This window comes from Halonotius pteroides (assembly GCF_003605635.1).
Lineage (GTDB): Archaea > Halobacteriota > Halobacteria > Halobacteriales > Haloferacaceae > Halonotius > Halonotius pteroides.
In genome coordinates this window covers 56395-80855 of record NZ_QMDW01000008.1, presented here as the reverse complement: position 1 = coordinate 80855, position 24461 = coordinate 56395, and the positions used below count along the sequence as shown (strand labels likewise).

The window sequence follows — 24461 nt, the reverse complement described above, 5'->3', positions numbered from 1 at the left end:
CGACCACCTGTCGATACTGTTGAGCGGATCGCGTTGTTGTCGCATCACACCTGTGCTACGAACCGGTCGTGTCGCGTTCGAAAATTGCAACATTGCACGACGCCCGCTCGTGAATCTGCTCGGCGATCGAGCCGGATCGATCCGCACGGAGAGCAGACCGATCCGACAAGCCGAGACAGACCAGATCCTGTTTGTCGAGTGTCTCGCTGACAGCCGATTCGACGGTTTCGCCGGCCAGCACCGACGGCGTATACTCCTCGGGGTCGAGGCCGGCCCGTTGGGCCACGGCTGTAATCTGTTCTCTCCCCTGTTGTCTCGCAGTAGCACTCGGTTCGGGTGCTCCTGTCTCCTCGTCTGTCAGCTGAACGGTGAGCAGTGTCGGTTGTGTGTTCCCCTCACTGCGGGCGGCGAACTCGGCGGCTCGTCTGACGGCGACCGGGGTATTGGGGCCGTCGCCGACAAGTGCGGTCACGTTGCCGACCGGGAGCTGGCCCAGACTGGCAAGCGTTACATCCGCGGGGGCGTCGGTGAGCACGGGATCGAGATTTGAGCCGAAGGCGTACTCACCGCCGGCAAAGGAGCCACGCCAGCCGACGACAACCTGATCGGCGTCTTCCGATTTGACTTCCTCCAAGATCGTCTCGCCGACATCCTGCCCGATCAGGGCCCGTGTTCGTAGGGAGACATCCATCTCAGCGACGGTACTTCGGGCGGTCTCCAACAGGTCGCGTTGGTGGTCAAGCCGGTCGGCCTCAACGTTCTGCCGGTCGTCACCGGCAACCCGGAGCACGTTGAGCACGACCAGCTCTGCCCTCCCGTCGTCGGCGTTGGCCACAGCGGTCGCGGCGGCAAGCTCAAGCAGTCCACGCTGTGTCTGGGGATTTACCACCGGGACAAGGACGGTATACGCCGACTCGTCTCCGGGAAGTGCCTCCCTGAGCAGCCCGCTTTCGACATTGTTTGTTCTGGCGTAGACGAGATACCAGATCGCACCAAGGGCGACAATGCCTGTTCCGACAATCTGGACGGGACGTGTCATCTGTGCGATGACAAACACCGACAGGGCGACCCCGAGGATCGGGACGATCGGATAGAAAAGCCCGGGAACGGCGAAGTCGGGATCGTACGCCGGCGGGTCAGCCCGCCGGAACACGACCAGCGAGACGTGGACAAGCCCGTAGGTCACCAGAAAGCTGAAACTCGCTACCTCGGCCAGCAGCGCGACGATCGCCTCGACCTCGAGGCCGATCCCGATCAGCCCCGCGGTCACCCCACCGGTTGCGATGATCGCCCGGTGAGGTGTGTGAAACCGGTCGTGGGTCGCGTTCAACCAGTCGCTCATCAGGTTGTCCCGCCCCATCGCAAACAGCACCCGCGAGGCCGCGAGGATCGAGGAGTTCGAGCTCGAAATCGCGGCGATAACTGCCGCAAAGACGATCGCCACCACGCCGATCGAACCCAAGAACACGACCGCAACGTCGGCAACCGGAACCAGCGAGCCGCCGAGTTCCTGATACGGGATGACGCCGGTCGAGACGATCATGATGAGCATATAGAGGATCGTCACCCCAACGACCGACAGCACCATCGTCAACGGGATGAGCTTCCCCGGTTTCTTGATCTCGCCGGCGACGGTCGCGATGATCTCAAAGCCGAGAAACGTCACGAAGACGGTGCCTGTTGTGGCGACGATCCCCGAGGGGCCGGTCGGCGCGAAGTCAACCAAGTGTGCCGTCTCGATGAAAAACAGGCCAACCCCGGTGTAGATCAGCACAATGAGGAACTCGGTGCCGATCATCAGGTTCTGGGCACCGCTTGACTCCTCGGTGCCGTAGTAGTTCATGCCGACAATGAGCCCGAGCCCGAGAATCCCGATCAGGACGATTAGAGCCCGACCGTCCAGAAAGCCGACCGATTCGACGATATACTGGCCGAAGCCGACCATATAAAACGCGCTGGCGAACATAAGCCCGGTCCACATCCCCCAGCCGACGATACTGCCGAAGAAGCTCCCCAGTCCGCGGTTAACGTAGTGGTAGCTGCCGCCGGAGATCGGCATTCCGGTCGCCAGCTCCGCAAGCGAAAGAGCGGCCAACAGCGCGACAAAACCGGCGATCCCAAACGAGATCGAGCTTGCCGGTCCAGCCCCCTCAGCCGCGATCGCTGGCAGGATAAAGATCCCCGCCCCGATCATCGTCCCGCCGCCCAGCGTCATCGCCTCGGTGAAGCCAAGCGTTCTGTCAAGTTGGCTTTCGGCCACGTTACCACGCCGGACGGCGGCCGAGTTGGTCAGGGGAACTGAGATACGTGTTGCTCACCATGTGATCGTACTCTAACGGATGTGCCGGCCGTATTTATATACCGGGACGCCCACGGCGACGGCTAGATCCCCGGTGTTTAATCCGAACAGAGCCTATTTTAAACGCATGGCCACGCATAAGAGCAACGACAACGAGGGGAAGCCGACGGTGTTAATCCCGGTAAACGCCGCCGACGGAAAGACGTTACCGGTGGCGTTGGTCGATATTCTGTCGCCGCTCCATGTTGTCGTGTTGGGCTACTACCCGGTTCCGAGTCAGGCACCGCCGGAACAGCTCCGCGCGAACCACGACGAGGCGGCAACCGCCGCCACCGAGAGGGCGGTTGCGCAGTTTGCCGACCGGGGTGCGGCGGTCGATTCTGTCGTTGTCTTTACTCACGATCGCGCCGAGACCATCGACCACATCGCGGTCGAGTACGGCGTCGATGCGGTGCTCACACCCGGCGATAGCGATGAGACGTTTGCTCGTCTGCTGGTTCCAATACGCGGCGACGAGAATATCGAACGGATCGTCTCCTTTGTGGCCGACCTGCTGGGCGCGAGTGATGCGACCGCAACGCTGTACAACGTTGCCGACGCCGACGATGAAGCCTCCCACGGCGAGTTTCTTCTCAGGGGAGCCTGCGATCGCCTCGCAGAGATCGGCATTGACCCTGACCGTGTTGACTGGCAGGTCGACCAGCGCGGCTCGCCCGGCGATGCGATCGTCGAGACAGCCAAGGGGTATGATATGCTCGTCGTCGGCGAGTCCGAGCCGTCGCTCCGTGAGCGTATCTTCGGCCGGATGACCGGACAGCTCGTTGATCGGGCGCGCCGCCCGGTGCTCGTCGTCCGGGATGCGTGAGCTGTTGTGCGATAGCTTACCCTGTGCCTGCCGATCAGTGTCTTGTGATTACGCCTCGTCCGCCTCGGCGATCGGGAGTTCTACGACAAACACCGCCCCCTCGGGATCGTTGTCCTCAACCCACACCGAGCCGCTGTAGCTGTCGACAAGCGTATAGACGAGATACAGCCCGATCCCGGAGCCGTCGCTCTCTAAGCCTTTCTCGCCTTTGCCGAAGATCTCCTCGCGTTGGCTCTCGGGAACGCCAGGGCCGTTGTCGGCGACGGCGACCCGGACGGTGTCGTCGCCGTGGTCGACGCTGACGGTGATCTCGGGGATCTCCGTGTCGTTGTGTTGGATCGCGTTCTGCAAGAGATTCCGAAAGACGGCATCGAGCATCTCGTTGCCGTAGACGGTTACCGACGGGATCGAGCCCTCGACGTTGATCACCGCGGCGGCATGGGCTGTTCGGATGGATTCGATCTGCTGTTCGAGCGGTCGGGCAAGCTCGATTGTCCCCCGCTCGTGCTGTTGGAGCATCACATCGGCGAGATCTCGGGCGGTCGCGGTTAGATCGACCGCGTTGCGCGCGCTCTCACGGATCGATTGGAGATACGCCTCGGCGTCCGCATCGACACTTCCCGTCAACATCTCGCTGTAGGCGACAACGATCTGGAGGTCGTTGCGGATGTCGTGACGCACTACCTGATTCAGCAACTCGAGATTATCCCGCTGTTCCTCCAGTCGGCGTTGATACTGCTGTCGATCGGTGATATCCCGACAGACCGAGACGGCCGCGGGCTCGCCCTTGTAGTGGACGCGGCTCACCGACAGCTCGACGGGCACCAACTCGTTGTCGACCGTCTGCAATGCGACCTCATACTGGTTGGGGGCGGGATCGCCGCTCATCCGGGCAAAATGGTAGCCTTTGACCAGCTCACGGTCGTCGGGGGCGACGATATCTAGCTTTGCCATTCCATCAAGTTCGTCCGGGTTATAGCCTGTCAGCTCACACAGTCGCTGATTGGCGTAGGTGATCTCGCCGTCTTGGGCGAGGAAGATCCCGTCGTTGCTGTGTTCAACGATCGATTCATATACCGACTCGCTCATACCAGCACTTGATCGGGTCTGGTGATAATCACCATGGTTTGCTACCCGGCGGGCATCCGACCCCCGGCCGCATCGACATGGTTCGACGAGGGCTATACGCTCCAGCAACGGGGATCTGATGGTCGCCCCGATACTCCGAGAGGAGTGGTCTAGAGCCTCCGTTTCGTCGTGTTCCCCCGGCTGGAGCCGCGGGTTCTCTCACTCCGGGGTTTCAGAGCGGTTGATAGAACGGTACCGGCAGGTGTGGCAACTCGATCCCCATGAGCATCAGCGCGTGTTGAAACGGGATATACCCCAACACGAGAAAGCCAACGCCGAGTACCCGATGGAGTTTCACCCGGGTCGACACCGACACCGACTGAAACAGCGTTCCATAGAGAAACAGCGACGGGATCGTGCCGAGCCCAAGCGCGGCCAGCGATAGCGCACCCCGCACCGGCGCAGCCTGGGCAAACGCGTACAGAAACGCCGGATACAGCAGCGGACACGGCAACAACCCGTGGATCCCGCCGAGCAGTGCGATCCGTGGCCCACCGACGTAGTCGTCGACCCGCACCATGAGCCGCGATTGCACCGCCGTCGTCACCGGCGTCACCAGCGACTCGCCGGGCAGCGACATGACCTGGCCGCGAATCAGATAGCTCACGCCGGCGGCCATGATAAGCAGCCCGATGCTGAAGCCGACGACGATGTTGAGCTCGCGGAACGCTGTCGTCACCTGCCCCGCCGAGACGACGACCAGCGAGCCGGCCAGGCCAAAGAGGCCGCCGATCAGCGTGTAGCTCACCGCCCGCCCGAGGTTGAACAGCCCGTGTTGTTTGACCATCCCGACAGAGAGCCGGCCGCCGCCACGGCCGCCACCGCAGTCGTCCTGTTCGCGCATCCGGTCGGCGTAGGTCGTCACCAACGGCCCACACATCCCCAGACAGTGGGCCCCACCAAAGAGCCCGATCAGCAGAAACACCCCCAGACTTACCGGCTGGCCAGCAAGGCTGCTGGCCGAACTCGGCGCGCTGCAGCTGTGTTGGAGAAGCAGGCTCACGATCAGGTATCCTGAGAATAGGCGTTCTGGACGGTGAGACTGTCGTCGACGAGACGGTCGACAGCCGGCTGTTCGCCCCGATAGGCGCGTTCGACCACCCCGTCTGGGTTGACAAGGAAGGTGACGCTGATATGGGTGAACTCGTAGGCATCGCCGTTGACATCACCGATTTTCTCGTAGGCCAACCCGAGTTTTTCCTCCACGACCTGTTTGGCGGCGTCGGCCGATCTGGGTCGCAGATAGTACCACATCGGATGCTGGTAGTTGATGCCCCGCCGGTCGGCGTTTGTCCGCAACGTCTCGGGTGTGTCGCGTTCGGGATCGAACGTGATCGCCAGAAGGCCGATCTCATCGGCTCGATCCGCTTCGAGCAGCCGCGCCTGCACCTTCCCAAACGAGTTCAACAGCAGGATACATTCGGCGGGACAGAACGCATAGAACGCCGTACAGAGAAACGGCTCCCCGAAGTCGGCGACCGAAAACGACGCCTCAGCGAACGGATTTGACAGCGTAAACGTCGGGAACGACTCGCCGTAGGCCGGATACGCCAGCGAACTGCTGTCGGCGAGCTGGTCGTCCGGTTCGGACAACACGACGTTTTCCGGCCCGTTGTCGAAGAGGCCGCCGAGACAGCCGGCGGTCGCACCCGCTGCCGCTACCGCCGCGCCTGCATTGAGATACGACCGTCGATCCATTACTCATCTGTACTGGTGCCGGCTGAAAGTAGCCTCTGGTGTGGGCCTCGAAGTAACTCCGTGACGCGCTTTTTGCCATCTACCCACCCACATCGACCGCTGTTTGATGGCTACACCAGACCGGTTTTGCTCGACCGACCCATACCCGTCTGTATGTCACACCCGCCTGATCGATCGATCCCCGACCGCCTGCTGTCGCCATCGCTGTCCCGGCGGTCGATGGTTGCTGCCGGCGGTGGGCTGGCAGCCACCGTTGTCGCCGGCTGTCTTGGCGGCTCCTCGGCTGGCGGCGAGGTTCCAGCCCCCGTCTCACTCGGTGCGGGCCAGGCCTGCGATGAGTGCGGCATGATCATCCAGGACTACCCTGGGCCAACCGGTCAGGTCTACTTTGAATCACTGCCTGACGACCGTGATGGCCCAGCATGGTTCTGCAGTGGCATCTGTGCCTATAGCTACCGGTTCGACCGTGTTGATGAGGGTGCGACGCCGATCGGTACCTATCTCACCGATTACAGCCAGGTTGAGTACGACCTCAGCGACGACAGCGAGCCGTTTATCTCGGCGGCACTTGATGCCGACAGCTTCGCGCTTGAATCCGAACTGTTCGTTGTCGCCGGCAGCGAGGTGCGGGGCGCGATGGGGTCGGATGTGATCGCCTTTTCGGTTCGTGAGGACGCCGACTCGTTTGCGTCGACTCACGGGGGAAGCGTTCGGCAAGCGACCGCTGTCGACCGCGATCTGATCGACGGTATCAAAGCGTCGACCGGCCGGTAACGGTCAGCCGGTCGGCTGCTGTCGCGCAACGACCGCGACGAGCAGTCCGAACGTCACCACCAACGCCGCCGTGGCGATGTCGTAGCCGGCGGTTGCCACCGCGGTCGTCGCCTGTGTCCCACCGACTGCGCCGATGATCGCGACCAGCAACGGGCCGGTGCAACTTACACAGGAGAACACACCGACCGCAGCCGCTCGAATCGAGCCACGATGTGCGGCCACGAGGGCGTAGATGACATAGCCCAAGGCGAGATACGCGATCAGCTTGAATGGGACGATCGACAGCCGAAGGAGCCCGCTGTCATAGAGGATGATCGGCCCCCACCCCGGCGGTGCCGCATGCACCCCCAGCGGGAAGCCGCCGGTCGTCGCTCCGAGCAGGCCGGTGAGCCAGGCGATCACCAGCGTGTAGCCGCCGCCGACAGCGATTCCTCGCCACCGCCGCGGGCGGCCCTGCACTGTCTGCCCGATCCAGACCGCCGCCGCGAGGCTGACGCTGATCCACACAACCGGATACGCCAGCGCTCGTAGCTCGGTAATCGCCGCGTTGGTGCCGTTGAGATACGCCATGATCGCGGCCACGAGCATCACTGCCGCGACAACCGCGATGCTCACCGCGGTTCCGACCGGCGACCAGATGGATGCTGTCTGCGACATGAGAAGGGGTTGTCGACCCCGATTAGGATCGACGCTCGTTGAACACCATCGCCGACACCTGAAACAGCCCGACGCTCAGGCCGAAGGCGACGAACGCAACGACGATGACCGTTCCGATGAAGTACGCCGCACCGTTGGTGTCGACGCCGGCCAGCAGGCCGAGCGCGCTGCGGATCTCCCAGAGAACCACAAACAGGACGCCGCTTCCGAGCAGGATGCCGCCGGGGGAGGCGTCTCTCATGGAACCACCCCCACGATCGCCACACTCAGACGGCTGACCGCCTCAGTGACCGCAGTAACTGGATTGAGCCCTGTGAGGAGATCGATCATCACCGGTGCGGCGGAGACGCCACGGTCAATGACACCACTGTCGCCGACAATGCTGGCCAGCGGGAGCATGTATGCCAAGACGACCAACACCATAGCGATCCCAAACCAGAGCTTGAGATTGTCCAGCACCTCCGGTGAATCAGCCGCCGGCGACAGCGGCTTTGAGAGCGGTTGTCCGAGCCCTGTCCGCGTCGGCGACCCGGTTGAGAGTGCGATGTTGCTCACGAACAACACCGTCGAGATGAACAACAGGGTCGCTCCGAGGGCAAGCTGCATTCGCAGCTCGGTAATCGAGCCGAATGAGGCGACGAACTCAAAGCCCTCGTACTGTGGCTCGGCGGTGCGCCGTGGGACACCGAACAGCCCCATAACGTGCATCGCATTCGACATCAGTGCCATGCCGACAAACCAGACGACAGTTTGTGTCAGCGCGATCGGTCGGCTGAACAGCGGTTTGTTCGTGAGCTGTGGCCACAGCCAGTAGCTCGCTGCCATGAACGTCAGGGCAACTGCTGTGCCGACGGTGAGATGGAAGTGACCTGGCACCCACAGCGTGTTGTGTATAAGATAGTTGATGTTCATCCCGGCGTTGATCATGCCGCTGAACCCACCGGCAGCAAACATCAGTCCGGCAAGAGCCATGCCGGTAAAGGCCGGATTCCGCCACGGCAGTGCGCGCAGCCAGCCGAAGAGGCCACTCCCGCCGCGCTGTCGCGCACCGTGTTCCATGCTGGCGACGACAGTAAAGGCAGTCAACAGACTCGGCAGCAGGAGGAACATCGTGTTCGTCATGGCGATCAGCTTGAACCCTTCGGCGATGCCCGGATCAACGTACTGGTGGTGGATGCCCACCGGCGTCGACAACAGGAGGAACAACACAAAGACGACGCGGGCGAGTGGATCGCTGAACAGCCGCCCACCCGAGATACTCGGCAGCACCGTATACCACAGCAGGTACGCCGGCATCAGCCAGAAGTAGACCACCGGATGGCCCCAGAACCAAAACAAGGTTCGGGTCAACAGCGGATTGACACTCTCGATGAGCCCCAGCGACCACGGCAGCAGGAAGCCGACGACAGCGATCGCAATCCCGATCGTGGCGATATACCACATCAGCATCGTCGTCAACACCATAAACGTCTGCAGCGGAATGCGTTCGTCGGGATGCTCCTGTTTCCAGGCGTACCACGAGCGGAACCAATCCGCTCCGGCGAGCCAGGTGCCGATGATGAAGATGGCTAACCCACCATAAAACAGCGGATGGGCCTGGAGCGGGGCATAGAACGTGTACAGCACGTCGGCACTCAGCTCCGTTGAGGGGACAAACCCGCCGAGAATCGCCACAACGGCCATCAGTGTTCCAACCACCATCAGGCCATACCAGGCCCACGTGTAGCGGATATCCTCGACCGGCCGATCAAGGCTGCGGACAACGGCCCAGGTGAAGATCCCAACGAGAAAAAAGATGGTAAACGAGACGACCATCAGCACACCGTGGGCTGTCAGCACGGTGTAGTAGTACTGTGAATCGAGGAAGCGAAAAACGTCGGTTCGGTGTAACCCCTGAATAAGCCCAAACACCGCGCCAAGGAACAGCGCGATAAATGAGCTTGTCAGGGCGGCTTTGACGACTGATGCCTCCTGTGGGAAGCGATCAACGAAGCTTGGTGTACCAGTTTCGAGTGCTGACCCCATTATTCGTCACCTCCGGGTTCAAACTCATCCTCGGGTTGTACCACAACGGAGCCTTCCATCGTGTGGTGGCCGCTCCCACAGTACTCGTGACAGACGATGCCGTACTCCCCGGGGTCATTGAAGTTGACCGTGATCTTTGCGACCTGCCCGGGAATGACCATCGTGTTGGCGTTTGTGCCGACGATCTCGAAGCCGTGGATCACGTCCGGCGAGGTAATAAAGAACGTCACCGTGCTGTTGGCCGGCACCCTGATCGGATCAGGGTTGAAGATATACTGCTGGGCGATGACATACGCCTCGTACTCGTTGTCACCAACCTGTTCGACCCGTGGCTCGCTAAACCGTGGATCCTCATCGAGCGCGCTTGCATTGACTGTGCCACCCTCATCGTCGACCATATCAATCCCGACGGCCGTCGCGCCGTACGTGACCGTACTGATGAAGCCGACGATCAGTAGAATCGCGACGACAAGCCAGATCTTTTCGTAGCTGTGAATGTTCATCTATCCCACAACCGTTAGTTCGTTGCCGAGGAACTCGACGAAGTACATAAAGACCCACATCGCGAGTAGGATCACGAAATACACCGCAATGAGGGCTAGCGTTCCGTTTGGATCAAACTCGTCGTGGCTGAGTTCGCGAACTGTTTGCTCCTCTTCCATATCACGCCCGTCTTGCATAATTCAACCAATAAACGTAGTGGGTGTCGCTCACTGAGTGGGAACAGCCACAAAGAATTAACACTGATGAAACAAAACTGCGGGCAACATGGTTTCACCACGGGCTGGTACACTGGTCGCGCTCACCGCGCTGCCGGCGATGGGATACTATGCGGTTGTCAAAGAGCAGATTGCTGTCATCTCGCTTCTCAACGTTGCGATCATCGCCGCCGCGCTGTTTATCGCCTTTGGGCCGCTGTCCGGCGATGGACAACACGGCCACGACCACGCATAACGGCCGTTGTCGTCCGCGGCTGACCGCCGGCGTCGGTCGTCATCGAACGGCAACCGCCACACCACCGCATGAACACCTGTTCGCTCTGTGAGCTGCCGACGCCAGATCCGCCGATCACCGACGAGGCTGTCGACGGTGAGTTCTGTTGTCACGGCTGTCTGGAAGTTGCGCGCTCGGTCGGCTCTCTCGAAGCGACAAGCCCCGAAGACGCACGCGATGAACTCCACCCCGACACCGATCCTGACGACCTCCCGGACGAGTACGACGAGCAGTATCTCCATGTCGATGGCATGCACTGTGCTACCTGTGAGGCGTTTCTCGAATCAACCGCCGTCGAGAATGACGGCGTCGGTGCGGCAAGTGCGAGCTACGCGACGGACACGCTGAAACTCCACTACGATCCCGACGCCATCGACGGCGACCGGCTGCCGGCGTTGGTTTCGGGCTACGGCTACGACGCCACCGAACGCGCCCTGAGCGACGACACCGCGATGGCCGGCGATGTCGCCGTCGCCAAGTTCCTCATCGGTGGCGGGTTCTTCGGAATGATGACGATGATGTGGTACGTGTTGTTCATCTATCCCAAGTACTTCGGCTTTGAGCCGCTGATCGATCTCAGCGGGTTTGATGGGCTGTATCTGTTCACCCAGCTGTGGCTGTTGGCGTCGCTTGTGTTGTTTTACACCGGGTATCCGATCCTCCGGGGGGCGTATGTCAGCCTCAAGGCCGGCGAGCCGAACATGGATCTCTTGATCGCTGTCGCCGCCGTGGGCTCCTACGGGTACAGCACGCTGGCTTTGGGCTTGGGCCGTACCGACCTCTATTTCGATGTCACCGTCGCCATCATCCTGGTTGTCACCTTCGGCAACTACTACGAGACCCGGATCAAACGCCGGGCGTCGGATCTGCTCTCGGAGCTGACGGCGATTCAGGTCGACGAAGCTCGGCGGCCGGATGGCACGACTGTTCCTGTTGCCGAGGTGCAACCAGGCGACAAGCTCCTTGTTCGACCGGGTGATCGGATCCCGGTTGACGGCACGGTCGTCGACGGTGTCGCCGCCGTCGATGAGGCACTGGTGACCGGTGAGTCGTTGCCCCGCACGAAACGCGCCGGCGACTTTGTCCGCGGCGGCACCGTCGTCACCGATCAGCCGCTGACGATCGAGGCCGGCGATGACGCCGACAGCACGCTGGATCGGCTCGTCGAACTCCTCTGGGATATCCAAAGCAGTTCCCCGGGTGTCCAGCGATTCGCCGACAAGTTGGCGACGATCTTCGTTCCACTCGTGTTGACGATCGGTGCGGTCGCCACGAGTGGCCTGATCGCAATCGGCACGCCGCCGACGGCCGCGCTGCTCACCGGGCTGACCGTGATCATCGTCTCCTGTCCCTGTGCGCTCGGGTTGGCGACGCCGTTGGCGGTTGCCCGCGGGATTCAGACAGCTGCCGACCACGGGTTGGTCGTTGCCAGTGACACCGTTTTTGAGCGGCCGATCGATCTCGATGTGATCGCCCTGGATAAAACGGGCACGCTGACGACCGGCGAGATGGAAGTCACCGAGACGGTCGCCGACGACCCCGAGACCGTCCTGTCGGCGGCTGCCACCCTCGAACGCGCAGCCGCTCATCCGGTCGCCGATGCGATCGTCGCGGCAGCCGCCCCCGATGTGTCGGCAGCAAGCCAGCCAACGGATGAGGAGCCGCCGTCGACGGCGACTGATGGCGGTGTGGCGACCGCCGGCTGGGCCGACACCGACGCCTCGATCGAGACGGTCGACACCTTAGAGCGTGGCGTCCGCGGCGAGGTCGACGGTGCGGACACACTCGTTGGCCATCGATCACTGTTCGGCGAGGGAGAGTGGAACGACCCCGCGGAGTATCTGGCGGCCGCCGACCGCATCGCCGAAAGCGGCGCGGTCGCTGTCGTCGTCGGCTGGGACGAGATGATCCAGGGGGTGATCGCTGTCGGCGATGAGCCGAAAGCCGACTGGGAGGGCGTCGTCAGCGAGCTTGCGGCCGACGACCGCGAGATCGTTGTTCTCTCCGGTGACAACGAGGCCGCAACCCAGAGGTTCGGCGAGCATCCGGCTGTCGACCACGTGTTCGCCGGTGTGCCGCCGGAGGCGAAGGCGGCGACGGTGCGGGAGCTCCAGTCAAAGGGTCGGGTGGCGATGATCGGCGACGGGAGCAACGACGCCCCGGCGTTGGCGACGGCAGATCTCGGAATCGCGTTGGCGACGGGGACGAAACTCGCAACCGACGCCGGCGACGTGGTCGTCGCCGATGGCACCCTTGAGGCGGTGCCCTCGCTGCTAACAATCATCAAGAAGACAAATAGCCGCATCACCCAGAATCTCGGCTGGGCACTCTGTTACAATGCGGTGGCGATCCCGCTTGCGGTCGCCGGCCTGCTGAATCCACTGTTGGCCGCGGTGGCAATGGGAACGAGCAGTCTGTTGGTCGTGGTGAACTCGACGCTCCGCCCGCTGGATTGATCACCTACAGACGGCTGGAGAAGTATGCTGCAGCCGTATGCGTCGTGTCGCTCTGTCCGACTGTGAGTTTCGTGCCGTCGTGTCGCCGCGTTTTGCCACGATCCGAGCACTTCTCAAAAACAACAAAGTTGGAGGTCTCGACTGATCGAATCTTGTATTCGTGGATTTGACATCCTCCCCGCGCTAAAGCGCGAGGATTCCTCCGTTGGGGGTTCGGCTACCGACCCACGGAGGCAACTTGCGGGTTCGTGCGCACTTCTTTGGGACTTTCATGAGGGTGTGGTTTCCCCGACCAATCGTGGTCGTCCCACTCGAATCGCACGGGCCGTGCCATCGGCCTGATTTTGCAATCGCTGTTTTCCCGAAGGAACGTCTCTGACGCCGTGAGGTCGGCGTGTCCCTCGAAACCGCACGAACACGTCAGCGTATCTCTGTGGCGAACCGTCGCGTCTTGGTCGCCACATTCGGGGCACGTCTGACTCGTCCACGCTTCCGACTCGGCTTCAAGAGAAATGCCGTACTCCTCACAGACACACGAGAGACGGTGGATGAACTTCTTGAACGCCCAGAAGTTGTGCGTCTTCTCGTTCACCCTGACCGACCAGTGCGTTTCCAGCACGTCGGTTAAGTCGCCCACGTACACCGTCGCCACGCCCTCGTCGTACAGCCGTTCAACGAGGTCGCGTACCAGCGCGTTCTGTGCGTGGTCACGGCGTTTCGTCCGCTGTCGGTACAGCCGTCGAATCCGCTTGGAACTGTAGCGTCCCTCTCGGAGTATTGACTGTAGGCGGGCGATTTCGTCGGTCGTCTCGCGGAACCGTCCGAACAACTCCCGCCCGTCGTAGAGGTACTGGTTCCCAGTGGTCGTTGAACAGGCGACGAGATTGTTCGCGCCAACGTCGAGGGCGGCTTCTTCCGAAGCCAGTGGTGAATCCAGCCGAGAATCAGGCACGGTGACTGGTTGAAAAGCCCTGAACGTGTCGCTCACCTCGTCGTATTCGAGTTCCAGACGACCCTGTTTGCCGTCCCACTTCGGGTTGCCTCGGATTTCGAGGCGGAGTCGTTCGTGGTAGCCGAGTCCGTATTCGTCTTTCAGTTCTTGCCCGACAGGGATTTCGAGACGGCTACGCTTCCCCCACTGAATCGTGTACTGGTTGTTTCGGATGTAGGTACGGAGTTCGCGTCCGTCTTCCTCGTTGCCCCAGTACGACGGTGGGTTGGCGTCCTCGCCTTTCTCCTTGAGGGCGAAGAACGACCGCCACGCTTCGCTGTTCTTGCGCGTGACTTGTTGGACAGTTGCGCTTCCGACGACGCCGTTGTAGCGTCCTCGGTACTCAGAGGTGTCCCATACGTCGCCGTCATCGAAGTAGTTCTGACGGCGTTCGTAGGTGAGTTCGTTCCACAGGGAGGCGGGGGCGTCGAGTAGCCGTAGAAGGCACTCTTTGTCGTTCTCGGTCTGTGGAACCACCTCGAAGGTGTTGACGCGCTTCATTCGTCGCCACCTTCCTGTTCAGCGATGTACTGTTCAACTGCGCCCTTCGACGCGCTTCCCGCTGTTCCGACGTAGTATGAACGAGTCCACTTCACGCGGTCGTCGTATCGGTTGTTGTACTTCCGCGCTGAGATGCCCTTGAGCCAGTTGACGATGAGTGACGGGGCGTTCTTGGGTGGACTCCCGATGAACAGGTGTACGTGGTCGGGCATGACCTCGGACTCGGCTAGTTCGAGGTCTTTGTCCTCACAGATTTCTGCGAAGATGGTTTCGAGACGTTCCTTCGTCTTCCCCGTCAGGTGCGAACGCCGATATTTCGGCACGAACACTATATGATAGTAGAGTTCATATTTCGCGTGACGGGTACTCTTTACCATCTATGCATACTATCACGGCCAGACGGATTAAAGATTGCGTTGGAACCCCGTCTGTGCCATCGTCGGCGGTTGAATACTGTTGGTCGGCTTCATCCCCGCCCTGAAGGGCGAGGCTTTCGCCTCGAATCTTCCGTAAAGCGGAGCAACATCAAACGAGGGGGCGAGTACGTAGCCGCTAGCGAATCCAAGGGGATCGAAGACCACTGCGAGAATAATGAGTTGCACGGCAAACTTCTTGGATTGAAACCACCGTATCATACTCCAACTGTACGCGGATATAGTATATTTCTTGCACAGCGGAGTCTAATTTTACTATGATAACGTATTTGACGTATAAAATTCAAAAAGTTGTTCGTGTAAAAGACGCGCCTCCAGCCTTGCATACAGCAAGAAGATGATACCCAATCGAACAGGTGTCAAAACACGCGGTCACGAAACTGAGTAACACGCTTCACATCTCCCGATCATAAAGTCGACCGCGATTTACCACGCCACCATGCCCCACGACACACCCAATCAGGACAAATCGCTTCGCTGGTGTTCTCACTGTTAACCGGCTGTCGAACCGACCAAGAAGCCGGATCCGACCTGTCACGCCTGTGGCTGTGACCGTTCCTCAATCGGATCCCGGTCGCCCTTCGGATCGCGTACCACACGGGCTAAGTCCGCGAGGTGATGAATCGGGGTATGGACTGGCGGCTCCCCCGACGGTGGCAGGTCGGACTCATGCTGTTCGTGCTTGTGGTCGTCATTCCGGCCGCGTTGTTCGGGATCCCTGTCGATTCGGCGGCCCCGGAGCCGGTACCCTTCGAGGACACCCGCGCGATCGGGGTCGCCTCCGCCGAGGAGGTCGCTGCCGACGACACCGCGGCAATCCCCCGCGTCCAGGTGTTTTACTCCCAGTACCAGTATGTCATCGGCTACTACGGGTTGCCGACCGCGCTGGCGGCGATCACCGAGCCGGCGACCCGCCAGCAGTACGGCCACCCGCTTGTGACCTACGTCACCGACTACAGCAGTACGACACCCAGCGTCGGCGACGACGGCCGGATCGACACCGAGCGATACCCCGCCTGGACGGCCGCCAGCGACGCCGTTTTCGTCGTCGACAGCGGCGCGACGACGCCGGTCGGCGAGGCGATCGTTCCGTTTAGCGACCGCGATGACGCCACCGCATTCGCCGACGACACCGGTGGGCGAGTCGTCTCATGGACAACCCTCAGCGAGCAGTCCTTTGAGGCCGACGACGGCGCGGTCGTCCGTGACCGCGTCTCAGAGCAGCGGGCCGACGCTGACGCGTGGGTCGCTAACAGAACCGAACTCCTTGATCGTGAGCGATCAGTCATCGTCGGGTCGGACGATGATCTCCAGACTGCCATCGACGACGCGCCAAACGGGACAACAGTCGCCGTCGCCCCCGGGCAGTATCCGGGGTCTATCGAGATCGACCACCCGATCACGCTTCGCGGGCCGGGCGCGACGATCGCCGGCGACGGTGAGGGCAGCGTGATCAGTGTCACCGCTGACAGAGTGGCGATCCAGGGGGTGACTGTCACCGGCGTTGGCAACCAAACCCGCAACCCCGACGCTGTGGCTGGCGACACGTGGGATGCGAATATCGAACTCGGCTACGGCCACGGCGATGCGGCGATCAAGGCAACCGGGGCAAACGACACGCTCATCGCCGACGTGACCGTGCCACACACGCCCGCAAACGGCGTGTTGTTGCGGCGCAGCCCCGGCGGGGTCGTGACGAACCTCTCGGTGGCCGGCCCCGAAGATTGGCATGACGGCTTCATGGGCGTTATCGCCATGTACTCACCGACTGTCATCGAGGATTCGGCAGTTACTGACGGCCGGGATGGCGTCTATCTCCACCGCTCTGACGGCACGGTCATCCGTAACAACACCTTTCGGGAGAACCGCTACGGCGTCCACCTGATGTATAGCTCCGAGACGCTGGTCGCTAACAACCGCATGGCCGGCCAGGAGTACGGCGGGATCACGGTGATGACCGATCCGACCCGCACCGCGATCGTCGGCAACCTGGTTCGCAACACAGCGACCGGAATCTCGACCAGCGGCTCGAACGCCTACATCGCCCACAACGGCGTCACCGACAGCCGGATCGGGATCACGACGACGGCGATCAATTCGCTGTACGAGCACAACGTCGTCCGACACAACAATCAGGGAATGCGAACCGGCTCGGTTGTGGCGACAAGCAAGGTGACCGGCAACGATTTCATCGCCAACGACCGCCATGCCGGTGCGAGTGCCGGCCCGTTGCGGGTCTGGCGCGGCAACCACTGGGAGGACGCGCTGGCGACGCCGAGTGGCCGAACAGCCGAGCGAGCATACATGCCAACCGACCCGGTTGACGGCCAGCGACACCGCTCGATGGCCCGCCGGACGGTCGCCGCCTCGCCGGTGTATCAGGGGCTCCGCGAACTCACCGGTGCCTCGCCCGGACTTCGATCCGGGAGCATCCTCGATCCTGATCCAGTTGAGGCCTCACAGAATCAAGATCTTGTTGAGACAACGGAGACGCTCCACACCGACGGGCTTGCCGGCGTCCCCGCAACACCGTCACCACCTGACCGATGACCCCACTCCACAGCAGCGATGGCAACGGCACGCGCAAAGATCGCACGCGGCACGCGCACTCTCCTCTCCTATGACCAACTTTGACAGCACCGACTCACAGCAGCATCACGCCACCGGTGACGGAGCCACAGCAGTCGTCACAACGACCGGGCTCACGAAAGCATACGGTGACCGACCCATCTTCGACGACGTTGACCTCGATATCGCCGCTGGCGCGATGACCGCCGTGATCGGCCCCAACGGGATCGGCAAGACAACGTTGTTGAAGACGCTGTTGGGCCATGTCGACCCCACGGCTGGCACGGTGACGTACACCGGCCCAGACGTGGATCGACCGATGGGGTATCTGCCACAGGAGCCGGCGTTTCGGCCGCAGTTCACCGTCAGCGAAACCGTCGATTTCTACGCGTCGCTGGTTGACGCCGCCGTCGACACGGAGGAACTCCTGTGTGAGGTCAATCTCTACGAGGCTCGCAACCGGCGGGTGTCCGCGCTCTCGGGCGGGATGCGCCGACTGCTCGCGGTCGGACAGGCTGTTCTTGGCACCCCACCGGTCGTCTGTTGTGATGAGCCCGCAAGCGGCCTCGACCCAAGCATGGCTCAGCAAGTCTTCGAGAGTCTCACCCGGCGGGCCGCCGACGGGATGGCGGTCGTCGTCGCCTCCCATACGCTGTCGCTGGTCGAGATGTACGCCGACCACGTCGTCATCCTCGAATCAGGCGGTGTGGCCGCGGCCGGAGCACCCACAGACCTGATCGGGCGGTACGACGCCGCCGACCTCTGGGCGGTGTACGACGCTGCCATCGATCCGGCAGCCGGCGACGGTTCGGCGACGACCGTGGGAGCCCCTCGTCGCGGCGACAAGCCTACCGATCAGGACACGGCGGTGTCCGGTGGGCCCACCGACTCGGGAGGCGACCGATGAGCTCTCTGGCGATCATCTCTACGTTGATCCGGCGGGAACTCCGCACGGCTGCCCGAACGCGGGGCTACTACCTGCTTGGGATTGTGGTTGCCGGAACCCTGCTCGGGCTGACAGTTAGCGGCGGCGGGGCCGCAACGGGGTACATCCCAACTGTCGTCGACTTACTGTTGCCACTGGAGGTGCTTGTCCCAGCTGTCGCGGTTGCCATCGGCTATCGGGCGATCCCCTCGGATCTCGGCCGTGGCGAGGTGGCGATGTTGAACACCTACGCCGTCTCGCCGTCTGCCTACGTTGGGGCGGTCTATCTCGGTCGTGCGGCTGTCCTGTCAGCGATTGTTGGTGGTGCCCTCTTTGTGGTTGGGCTCGTCGTCGCCGTCGCCGCTGCCCCCGACACCGGCGTGTTTGCGACACATTCCGGCGTCGACTCGCCGATCCTCTTTGCCCGGTTTCTGGTGGTGACGCTGCTGTTTGGCAACGCCGTTGTGGCTGTCGTGCTCGTGGCCTCGATCGCTGTGGCCAGCACGCGAACGGCGATCGTTGCTGCGATCGGGGCCGTTCTTGTCGTTGTAGTCGGCGGCGAGGCGGCGATCCTGCTTGGTGTGCTTGATGGGGTGTTCAGTGAGGCGACGCTGCGGCTGGTGCTTGGATTCATCCCGAACAGCGCGTATCGCGGGCTTGTCTTCGAGACCGTTGTCGGCGTGTTGTCACCCGGTGCGTCCGGCTACGCGTCGCCGCTGGTCAGCGTGGCCGGCCTGCTGTTGTGGACGGGTGGCTCACTCGGGGCGGCGGTAGGACTGCTGCGGTGGCGGATCGAGTAAAAAATGTGGCAGCGGTCGCTCAGACGACGAGGTACTCTTCGAGTTGGTCGCGCTCGGAGACCGCATCACCGGTGATCTCGTCGACGATGGTGCCGTGGTCGATGGCGTAACACCGCTCGGCGAGCCCCTGAATGACAGAGAGGTTCTGTTCAACAAAGAGGATTGTCGTGCCGAACTCGTCGTTGATCTGTTTGAGATCCTCGGTGATCGACTGAACGATCGAGGGCTGGACACCCTCTGAGGGCTCATCAACTAACAGCAGCTCAGGGTCGCCGACGAGCGCACGCGCGATCGCCAACATCTGCTGTTGGCCGCCGGACATCGTGCCGGCGTCCTGATCGGCGCGCTCTTCGAGGATCGGGAAGTAGTCGTAGACCTGCTCGTAGCGTGTTTCGTCACCGTCGCCGACCGACTCGCCAACCAGCAGGTTCTCTTTGACCGTCAGATCCGGGAACACGTCACGGCCCTGTGGAACGTAGCCGATACTGCGTTTTGCGTGTTCGTCGGGTGAACGACCGGTTAGCTCCTCGCCGTTGTACTGGATGCGTCCAGTTTCCGGCTCAAGCAGCCCCATAATCGACTTCAACAGCGTCGTCTTCCCGACGCCGTTGCGGCCGACGATGCCGACGATCTCGCCGTCGTCGACGCTGAACGCCACGTCTCTAAGGATCGGTGTCCCGTCGTAGCCGGCGTTAAGATTTGCGATCTCAAGGCTCATGCGTTCTCACCCAGGTAGATCCGCCGAACCTCCTCGTCGTTCTCGATGGCTTCAATCGGGCCCTGTGTGAGAACCGACCCCTGATTCAACACGGTGACCTGCTCGGAGATCTTCCGAACAAACTCCATGTCGTGTTCGACGACGAGGAACGTCATCCCGTCGTCGTGCAGCGACCGGATCAGCTCGGCGATATCGGCCGTTTCGTCGACTGACATCCCCGCAACGGGCTCATCCAGCAGCATGAGCGCTGGATCAAGCGTCACCGCCATCCCGATCTCAAGCCGCTGTTTCTCGCCGTGGGAGAGATCACTGGCCGGCTCGTCGGCCTTCTCGGCCAGCGCGATCCGATCAAGTGTTCGTGCCAACACAGCCTCGATATCGCGGTCGGTTCGCTGCAGCGGCACCCGAAGGTTCTGCTCAACGGAGAGGCTCTCGTAGATGTGTGGCGACTGGAACTTGATGCTGATGCCGGCGTCCATCCGCCGGTGTGGCTCCATGTCGGTCAGCTCGTTGCCGTCGAAGTAGATGTCGCCGTCCGTCGGCGTGAGCTGTCCCGTAATCAGTTCAAGCAGCGTCGACTTGCCGGCCCCGTTAGGACCGATCAGACAGCGGATCTCACCCTCATCAACGGTGAAATCAACGCTGTCGACGGCAGTGAGGCCGCCGAACTTCTTGGTGAGCCCGTTCGTCGAGAGGATGGCATCGCGGCTGCTTCCGGTGGCGGCGACCGCCGGCTGCTCTCTGACGTTGAGACCTTGTGGGGTGCTCATTCACGAACCGCCTCCGAACTGGGTGGCGTCTCTGTTTCAGATCCACCGACACCGACCGACTCCAATCGCGCCTGAATCCGTGTTTGAATCGTTCCTCGGCCGCGTTCGATCCCCTTGCGGATCCCGTGTTCGCTGAAAAACACGTAGCCGTCTCTGATTCCTGGGAGAATCCCTCGCGGAACCAACAGTACCGTTGTCATGAGGATCACGCCGACAAAGACGATCGCGAACTCCGAGGCGTTAACCGAAAACCACAGCCGGAGTCGCTCGATGATGATCGTGCCGACGATCCCCCCGAGCAGCGATTCGCGGCCGCCGAGGGTGACCCAGACGATAGGGATGGTAGCGAAGACGATAGTGAACACGCTTGGATCCATGTAGTTGCCCCATGTTGCATACAGCACGCCGCTAAGCCCGGCGAGCGCGCCGGACAGCGTAAAGACAGCCAGCTTCACCCGTTTCACGTTGTAGCCGAGCATCGTTGTTCGCTCGGCGTCTTCCCGGATCGCAACCAGCGTGTAGCCGAAACGGCTGTTTACGAGTATCCGGCTACCGAGGTACGCAACGAGCAACAGGGTCAACACAAACCAGTAGAACCCCGAGCCTGACAGGCTGAACGAGGCTCCCTCAACGCCGAGTGCGAAGTTTCGAATCCCGGGGATCCCGTTGAACCCGCCGAGTTGGACGCTTCCGATCGCCCACTCGGAGCCGGCGGTCTGGGCCATGAACGTCTCAAGAACGAGTGTCACGACAAGCGTGAGGATGGCAACATAGACGTTCTTTACACCCCCGTAGAACATGAAGTAGCCCAGCACAAACGCCGCCAGCGTTGCAACCCCGACAGCGACCGGCAAAGCCACCGTTTGCCCGAACGCGCCGCCGAGATTGAGGCTCACGATCGCGTAGGTGTAGCCGGCGATCCCGAAGAAGGCGACCTGTCCGAAGCTCAGAATGCCGGTGTACCCCCAGATGAGCGACAGCGACAGCGCGAGCAGCCCGTAGACCAGAAACAGCGAGGTCTGTCCCGCCGCGTAGGAGCCACGGACAAGGGGGTAGGCGATCATCCCGACCATCCCGACAGCGAAGGCGAGCCAGAACGCCTTCGAGTTGCCGAGCGTGTTCGGCCCGTTTAGTTTGCGAGCGATCCCGTCGAGTCGTGACGGCAGGCGTCCATCGGTCATTGGCGTTCACCTATCTTTTCGCGGATCGTGGCTGCGAGTCCGGTCAGCCCATCCGGCAGCAGCCGGATCACGATGATCGCCGTGATGAGCAGCGCGATCTGGCCGATGAAATTCCCGTACAGATTCGAGAAGATCGCGTTGATCGTCCCAAGGATCCCACCAGCCAAGGCGGTGCCGAGCAGCACCGACGATCCGCCGGTGACGACGGTGACGAAGGATTCAACGAGGAACGACTGTCCCATCCCCGGCACGATCGTCGCTGAGGGCGCGTACAGCGCGCCGGTCAACCCGGCCAGCCCGGAGCCGATCGCGAAGGTGATCGTGTACATGCGATCCGTGTCGACACCCATTGCCCGTGCTGTCTCTGGATCTTGAATCGTCGCCCGTGCCTGCACGCCGAACTCGGTGCGGGTGAACACGAGATAGACAGCCCCCAGCACGGCGATTGCCGCAAACAGCAGCAGGACACGGTAGCCGGAGTAGGTGTAGCCCGGAACGTTACCGAACGGTGTGCCGATCGACTGCAGGGAGTTGCCAAAGATGATTCTGGTTCCCTGCGTGAGGATCAGTCCGAGCCCGAAGGTGACGATCATCGAATCCAGCAGCCGGCCGTACAGCCGCCGCACGATGGTGCGCTCGACAATCGCCCCGAAGACGGCGGTGCCGAGCGCGCCGAGGAGCATCGCGACCGGCAGTGGGATCGACGCCACGTTGACCGACAGCGTTGTGATGTAGGCACCCATCATGATGAACTCGCCGTGGGCGAGATTGATCACGCCCATCATCCCGAAGATGATCGTCAGGCCGATCGCCGCCAGCGCGATGAAGGCGATGTTGTCGGCCATCTGTAGGAGCTGTGGGATCGGAACGCCAACGCTATCGAGTGCCCCTAAGACGTCGCCGATGACGAGGGGGGTGAGCATGCCGGCTGCGCCGAAACCCGTTGTCATCAGTTACTCCCCTGCGGCGTCGTAGTACTCGGTTGGCGTGAACTGCTCTTCCAGCTCGCTATCCGGCCCTGAGAGGTCGATCCCGACGGTCTCCGAGAGGAACTGCTCGGGGATGCGCCGCTGATCCTCGACAGTGATATTATGTTCGGCGTCGCACTTCATAACACGCATATTGTGTGTCATGTGGTGGACTGGCCCCTGCAGACTGATGTCGCCCTCTGGCGATCTGTCGCCGGTGATCTCCATGCCGCCGTTCAGTACCTCTTTGACGGCTTCCTGATCGGTCGTACCGGCCTCCTCGACGGCCTTTTTGTACATGTAGATCGAGAAGTAGTTGTTGATCGACTCCTCGTTGGCGTAGCCGGCATCCGGCCACCGATCGTAGTAGCGGCTGACGTAATCCTCGTTGCGATCGGTCGGGATCTCCTCCATGTAGTTGAACCCGCCGTAGACATCCTTGAGCGCCGGCGCATCGAGCCGTTTGTGTTGGTAGCCCTGGGCCATCACCGTCGAGGTGCCCATCGGGATTTCGAGGCCTGCGGAGGTGCGCTGGTTCCAGAACGAGGAGTGGTTGTTGCCGACGAGAATCGCCATCACGAAGTCGGGGTCGGCCTCCTGAATGTTGCTGATCGTTGAGCCGAAACTCTGGTTCGACAGCGGGATGAACTCCTCGTTGTTGACTGACGCACCGTTCTCCTGAGCGATAACTTTCACCCAGTCGGCCGACAGCTGCCCGAAGTTGTAGTCGGCCGCGATGGTGTAGATGTCGGTGCCGAAGTTCTCGATCATGTAGGGGACGACACTGCCGAGCTGCTGGCGGGCCGTCGGCCCCATACAGTAGACGTTTTTATCGGCGACGCCGCCCTCATACTGAGTCGTATAGAAGTACAGCTGATCCTCGCGGTCGATGATCGGCCGGATCGCCTCCCGTGTCGCCGAGGAGTAGCCGGCCCACAGCGCGTCGACCTCCTCCTGTTGAATAAGCCGCTCGGTGAGCTGCTGGTAGCGTTGGTTATCCGACTGTGGGTCAGGGTCGAACAGCTCGATCTGTTGGCCCATGATCCCACCGTTGTCGTTGATCTCCTCGATGGCGAGCTTGCTGGCACGCCATTTTGGCGTCCCAACAAGCGAGAAGTTGCCTGACTGATCTTCAAGCACACCGATCTTGATGGTATCACCTTCGGAGCCGCCACCACCGCCGCCGGAACAGCCGGCAAGTGCCGCCCCAACGCCGGCCGCACCGGTCGCGAGTACTGATCGCCGAGAAATACGATTCTCGCTCATTTGTTTCCTCCCACGTATTCAACAGTTTCTTGTGCATATACAACTTGGTCAGCCGCATTCCGAAGCGTTTGTCTGCTCATCGTCGACATTCCCCTTGAGATAAAGAGTGTATATAAACGCTTCTATCTTAATCAATACCAGACAATATACCATCAGAGGAGATGATTACACTAGTTACATCCTTATATACTACACATATGTTCGAATAACTCTAACCCACGCCGGACTAAAATGCGGAACAGGGAACAAATAGATCGCTGAGTAGTTATTCGCCCAATAGTGGTCACAGCCGACTCACATTCCTGTGCTCACCGGTTGGTCTCGCGAATCTATCAACACTAACACCATGAGGGATCTTCGAGCAGATATTGCGATATCGTCAATGATTATCCCTCTTGTCCGAAAAGATACGATCGAATACGATACATGAACAGAGAGACACAA

The 24461-nt window shown here is 61.4% G+C and carries 23 protein-coding genes; 7 read left to right on the top strand and 16 right to left on the bottom strand.

Translation table 11 applies throughout. From position 1 onward, the window contains the following. Positions 1–55: 55 nt before the first annotated feature. A complete protein-coding gene (locus DP106_RS07330) occupies positions 56–2260 on the bottom strand; it encodes an amino acid permease (RefSeq protein ID WP_120084396.1) in 2205 nt (734 codons plus the stop codon). Between the two features lie 166 nt (positions 2261–2426). On the opposite strand from DP106_RS07330, the gene DP106_RS07325 reads away from it, so the two are divergent. Continuing rightward, positions 2427–3164: a universal stress protein gene (locus tag DP106_RS07325; RefSeq protein ID WP_120084394.1), complete on the top strand. Its 738-nt coding sequence runs from the start codon at positions 2427–2429 to the stop codon at positions 3162–3164. A gap of 48 nt (positions 3165–3212) precedes the next feature. On the opposite strand, the gene DP106_RS07320 is transcribed toward DP106_RS07325, so the two are convergent. The 3 genes from DP106_RS07320 to DP106_RS07310 form a co-directional block, all read right to left on the bottom strand. Continuing rightward, positions 3213–4253, bottom strand: a complete 1041-nt coding sequence (locus tag DP106_RS07320) for a two-component system sensor histidine kinase NtrB (protein WP_120084392.1) — start codon at positions 4251–4253, stop codon at positions 3213–3215. 211 nt (positions 4254–4464) lie between these two features. Next, complete coding sequence (locus DP106_RS07315) at positions 4465–5295, bottom strand: sulfite exporter TauE/SafE family protein (protein ID WP_205738899.1); 831 nt, start codon at positions 5293–5295, stop codon at positions 4465–4467. Positions 5296–5297: 2 nt separating this feature from the next. Next, positions 5298–5990 carry an SCO family protein gene (locus tag DP106_RS07310; RefSeq protein ID WP_120084391.1) on the bottom strand — a complete coding sequence of 231 codons (693 nt, stop codon included), beginning with the start codon at positions 5988–5990 and terminating at the stop codon, positions 5298–5300. 153 nt (positions 5991–6143) lie between these two features. Between DP106_RS07310 and DP106_RS07305 the strand changes: the two genes are divergently transcribed. After that, the gene (locus DP106_RS07305) at positions 6144–6764 is read left to right on the top strand and encodes a nitrous oxide reductase accessory protein NosL (RefSeq protein ID WP_120084389.1); all 621 of its coding nucleotides are present in this window, start codon (positions 6144–6146) and stop codon (positions 6762–6764) included. Positions 6765–6767: 3 nt separating this feature from the next. Here DP106_RS07305 and DP106_RS07300 read toward each other — a convergent pair whose 3' ends face one another. From DP106_RS07300 to DP106_RS07280, 5 genes are read right to left on the bottom strand one after another with little or no spacing between them, the layout of a single operon-like run. Next, positions 6768–7421: a DUF7546 family protein gene (locus tag DP106_RS07300; RefSeq protein WP_120084388.1), complete on the bottom strand. Its 654-nt coding sequence runs from the start codon at positions 7419–7421 to the stop codon at positions 6768–6770. Between the two features lie 22 nt (positions 7422–7443). Beyond that, positions 7444–7662 (bottom strand): hypothetical protein, encoded by a 219-nt coding sequence (locus tag DP106_RS07295; protein WP_120084387.1) that lies wholly within the window; start codon positions 7660–7662, stop codon positions 7444–7446. Next, positions 7659–9446, bottom strand: coding sequence for a b(o/a)3-type cytochrome-c oxidase subunit 1 (locus DP106_RS07290; RefSeq protein WP_120084385.1), 1788 nt, complete (start codon positions 9444–9446; stop codon positions 7659–7661). Before DP106_RS07290 ends, DP106_RS07295 begins: the two co-directional genes overlap by 4 nt. Further along, entirely contained in the window at positions 9446–9949 is a 504-nt protein-coding gene (locus DP106_RS07285) for a cytochrome c oxidase subunit II (protein ID WP_120084384.1), read from the bottom strand. The genes DP106_RS07290 and DP106_RS07285 overlap by 1 nt, the downstream gene beginning before the upstream one ends. Next, positions 9950–10126 carry a cytochrome oxidase gene (locus tag DP106_RS07280; RefSeq protein WP_120084383.1) on the bottom strand — a complete coding sequence of 59 codons (177 nt, stop codon included), beginning with the start codon at positions 10124–10126 and terminating at the stop codon, positions 9950–9952. A gap of 88 nt (positions 10127–10214) precedes the next feature. Between DP106_RS07280 and DP106_RS07275 the strand changes: the two genes are divergently transcribed. Both DP106_RS07275 and DP106_RS07270 read left to right on the top strand, forming a co-directional pair. Beyond that, positions 10215–10400 carry a hypothetical protein gene (locus DP106_RS07275; protein WP_120084381.1) on the top strand — a complete coding sequence of 62 codons (186 nt, stop codon included), beginning with the start codon at positions 10215–10217 and terminating at the stop codon, positions 10398–10400. Between the two features lie 68 nt (positions 10401–10468). Next, positions 10469–12895 (top strand): heavy metal translocating P-type ATPase, encoded by a 2427-nt coding sequence (locus DP106_RS07270; protein ID WP_120084380.1) that lies wholly within the window; start codon positions 10469–10471, stop codon positions 12893–12895. Between the two features lie 217 nt (positions 12896–13112). Here the strand turns inward: DP106_RS07270 and DP106_RS07265 are convergent, their stop codons facing one another. Then, positions 13113–14387 carry an RNA-guided endonuclease InsQ/TnpB family protein gene (locus DP106_RS07265; RefSeq protein ID WP_120084379.1) on the bottom strand — a complete coding sequence of 425 codons (1275 nt, stop codon included), beginning with the start codon at positions 14385–14387 and terminating at the stop codon, positions 13113–13115. Next, entirely contained in the window at positions 14384–14764 is a 381-nt protein-coding gene (gene tnpA, locus DP106_RS07260) for an IS200/IS605 family transposase (RefSeq protein WP_120084377.1), read from the bottom strand. The genes DP106_RS07265 and tnpA overlap by 4 nt, the downstream gene beginning before the upstream one ends. A 687-nt stretch (positions 14765–15451) precedes the next feature. Between tnpA and DP106_RS07250 the strand changes: the two genes are divergently transcribed. The 3 genes from DP106_RS07250 (at position 15452) to DP106_RS07240 (ending at position 19114) form a co-directional block, all read left to right on the top strand. After that, complete coding sequence (locus DP106_RS07250) at positions 15452–17371, top strand: NosD domain-containing protein (RefSeq protein WP_165857845.1); 1920 nt, start codon at positions 15452–15454, stop codon at positions 17369–17371. Between the two features lie 70 nt (positions 17372–17441). Further along, a complete protein-coding gene (locus DP106_RS07245) occupies positions 17442–18296 on the top strand; it encodes an ABC transporter ATP-binding protein (protein ID WP_165857844.1) in 855 nt (284 codons plus the stop codon). Continuing rightward, positions 18293–19114, top strand: a complete 822-nt coding sequence (locus tag DP106_RS07240; RefSeq protein ID WP_120084372.1) for an ABC transporter permease — start codon at positions 18293–18295, stop codon at positions 19112–19114. The genes DP106_RS07245 and DP106_RS07240 overlap by 4 nt, the downstream gene beginning before the upstream one ends. 19 nt (positions 19115–19133) lie before the next feature. Here DP106_RS07240 and DP106_RS07235 read toward each other — a convergent pair whose 3' ends face one another. From DP106_RS07235 to DP106_RS07215, 5 genes are read right to left on the bottom strand one after another with little or no spacing between them, the layout of a single operon-like run. Further along, the gene (locus DP106_RS07235) at positions 19134–19832 is read right to left on the bottom strand and encodes an ABC transporter ATP-binding protein (protein ID WP_120084371.1); all 699 of its coding nucleotides are present in this window, start codon (positions 19830–19832) and stop codon (positions 19134–19136) included. After that, entirely contained in the window at positions 19829–20602 is a 774-nt protein-coding gene (locus DP106_RS07230; protein ID WP_120084370.1) for an ABC transporter ATP-binding protein, read from the bottom strand. Before DP106_RS07230 ends, DP106_RS07235 begins: the two co-directional genes overlap by 4 nt. Further along, positions 20599–21783: an urea ABC transporter, permease protein UrtC gene (gene urtC / locus DP106_RS07225; RefSeq protein ID WP_120084369.1), complete on the bottom strand. Its 1185-nt coding sequence runs from the start codon at positions 21781–21783 to the stop codon at positions 20599–20601. Before urtC ends, DP106_RS07230 begins: the two co-directional genes overlap by 4 nt. After that, positions 21780–22733, bottom strand: a complete 954-nt coding sequence (gene urtB / locus DP106_RS07220) for an urea ABC transporter, permease protein UrtB (protein ID WP_240625346.1) — start codon at positions 22731–22733, stop codon at positions 21780–21782. Before urtB ends, urtC begins: the two co-directional genes overlap by 4 nt. Positions 22734–22736: 3 nt before the next feature. Then, positions 22737–24017 (bottom strand): urea ABC transporter substrate-binding protein, encoded by a 1281-nt coding sequence (locus DP106_RS07215; RefSeq protein ID WP_120084367.1) that lies wholly within the window; start codon positions 24015–24017, stop codon positions 22737–22739. Positions 24018–24461: the final 444 nt, after the last annotated feature.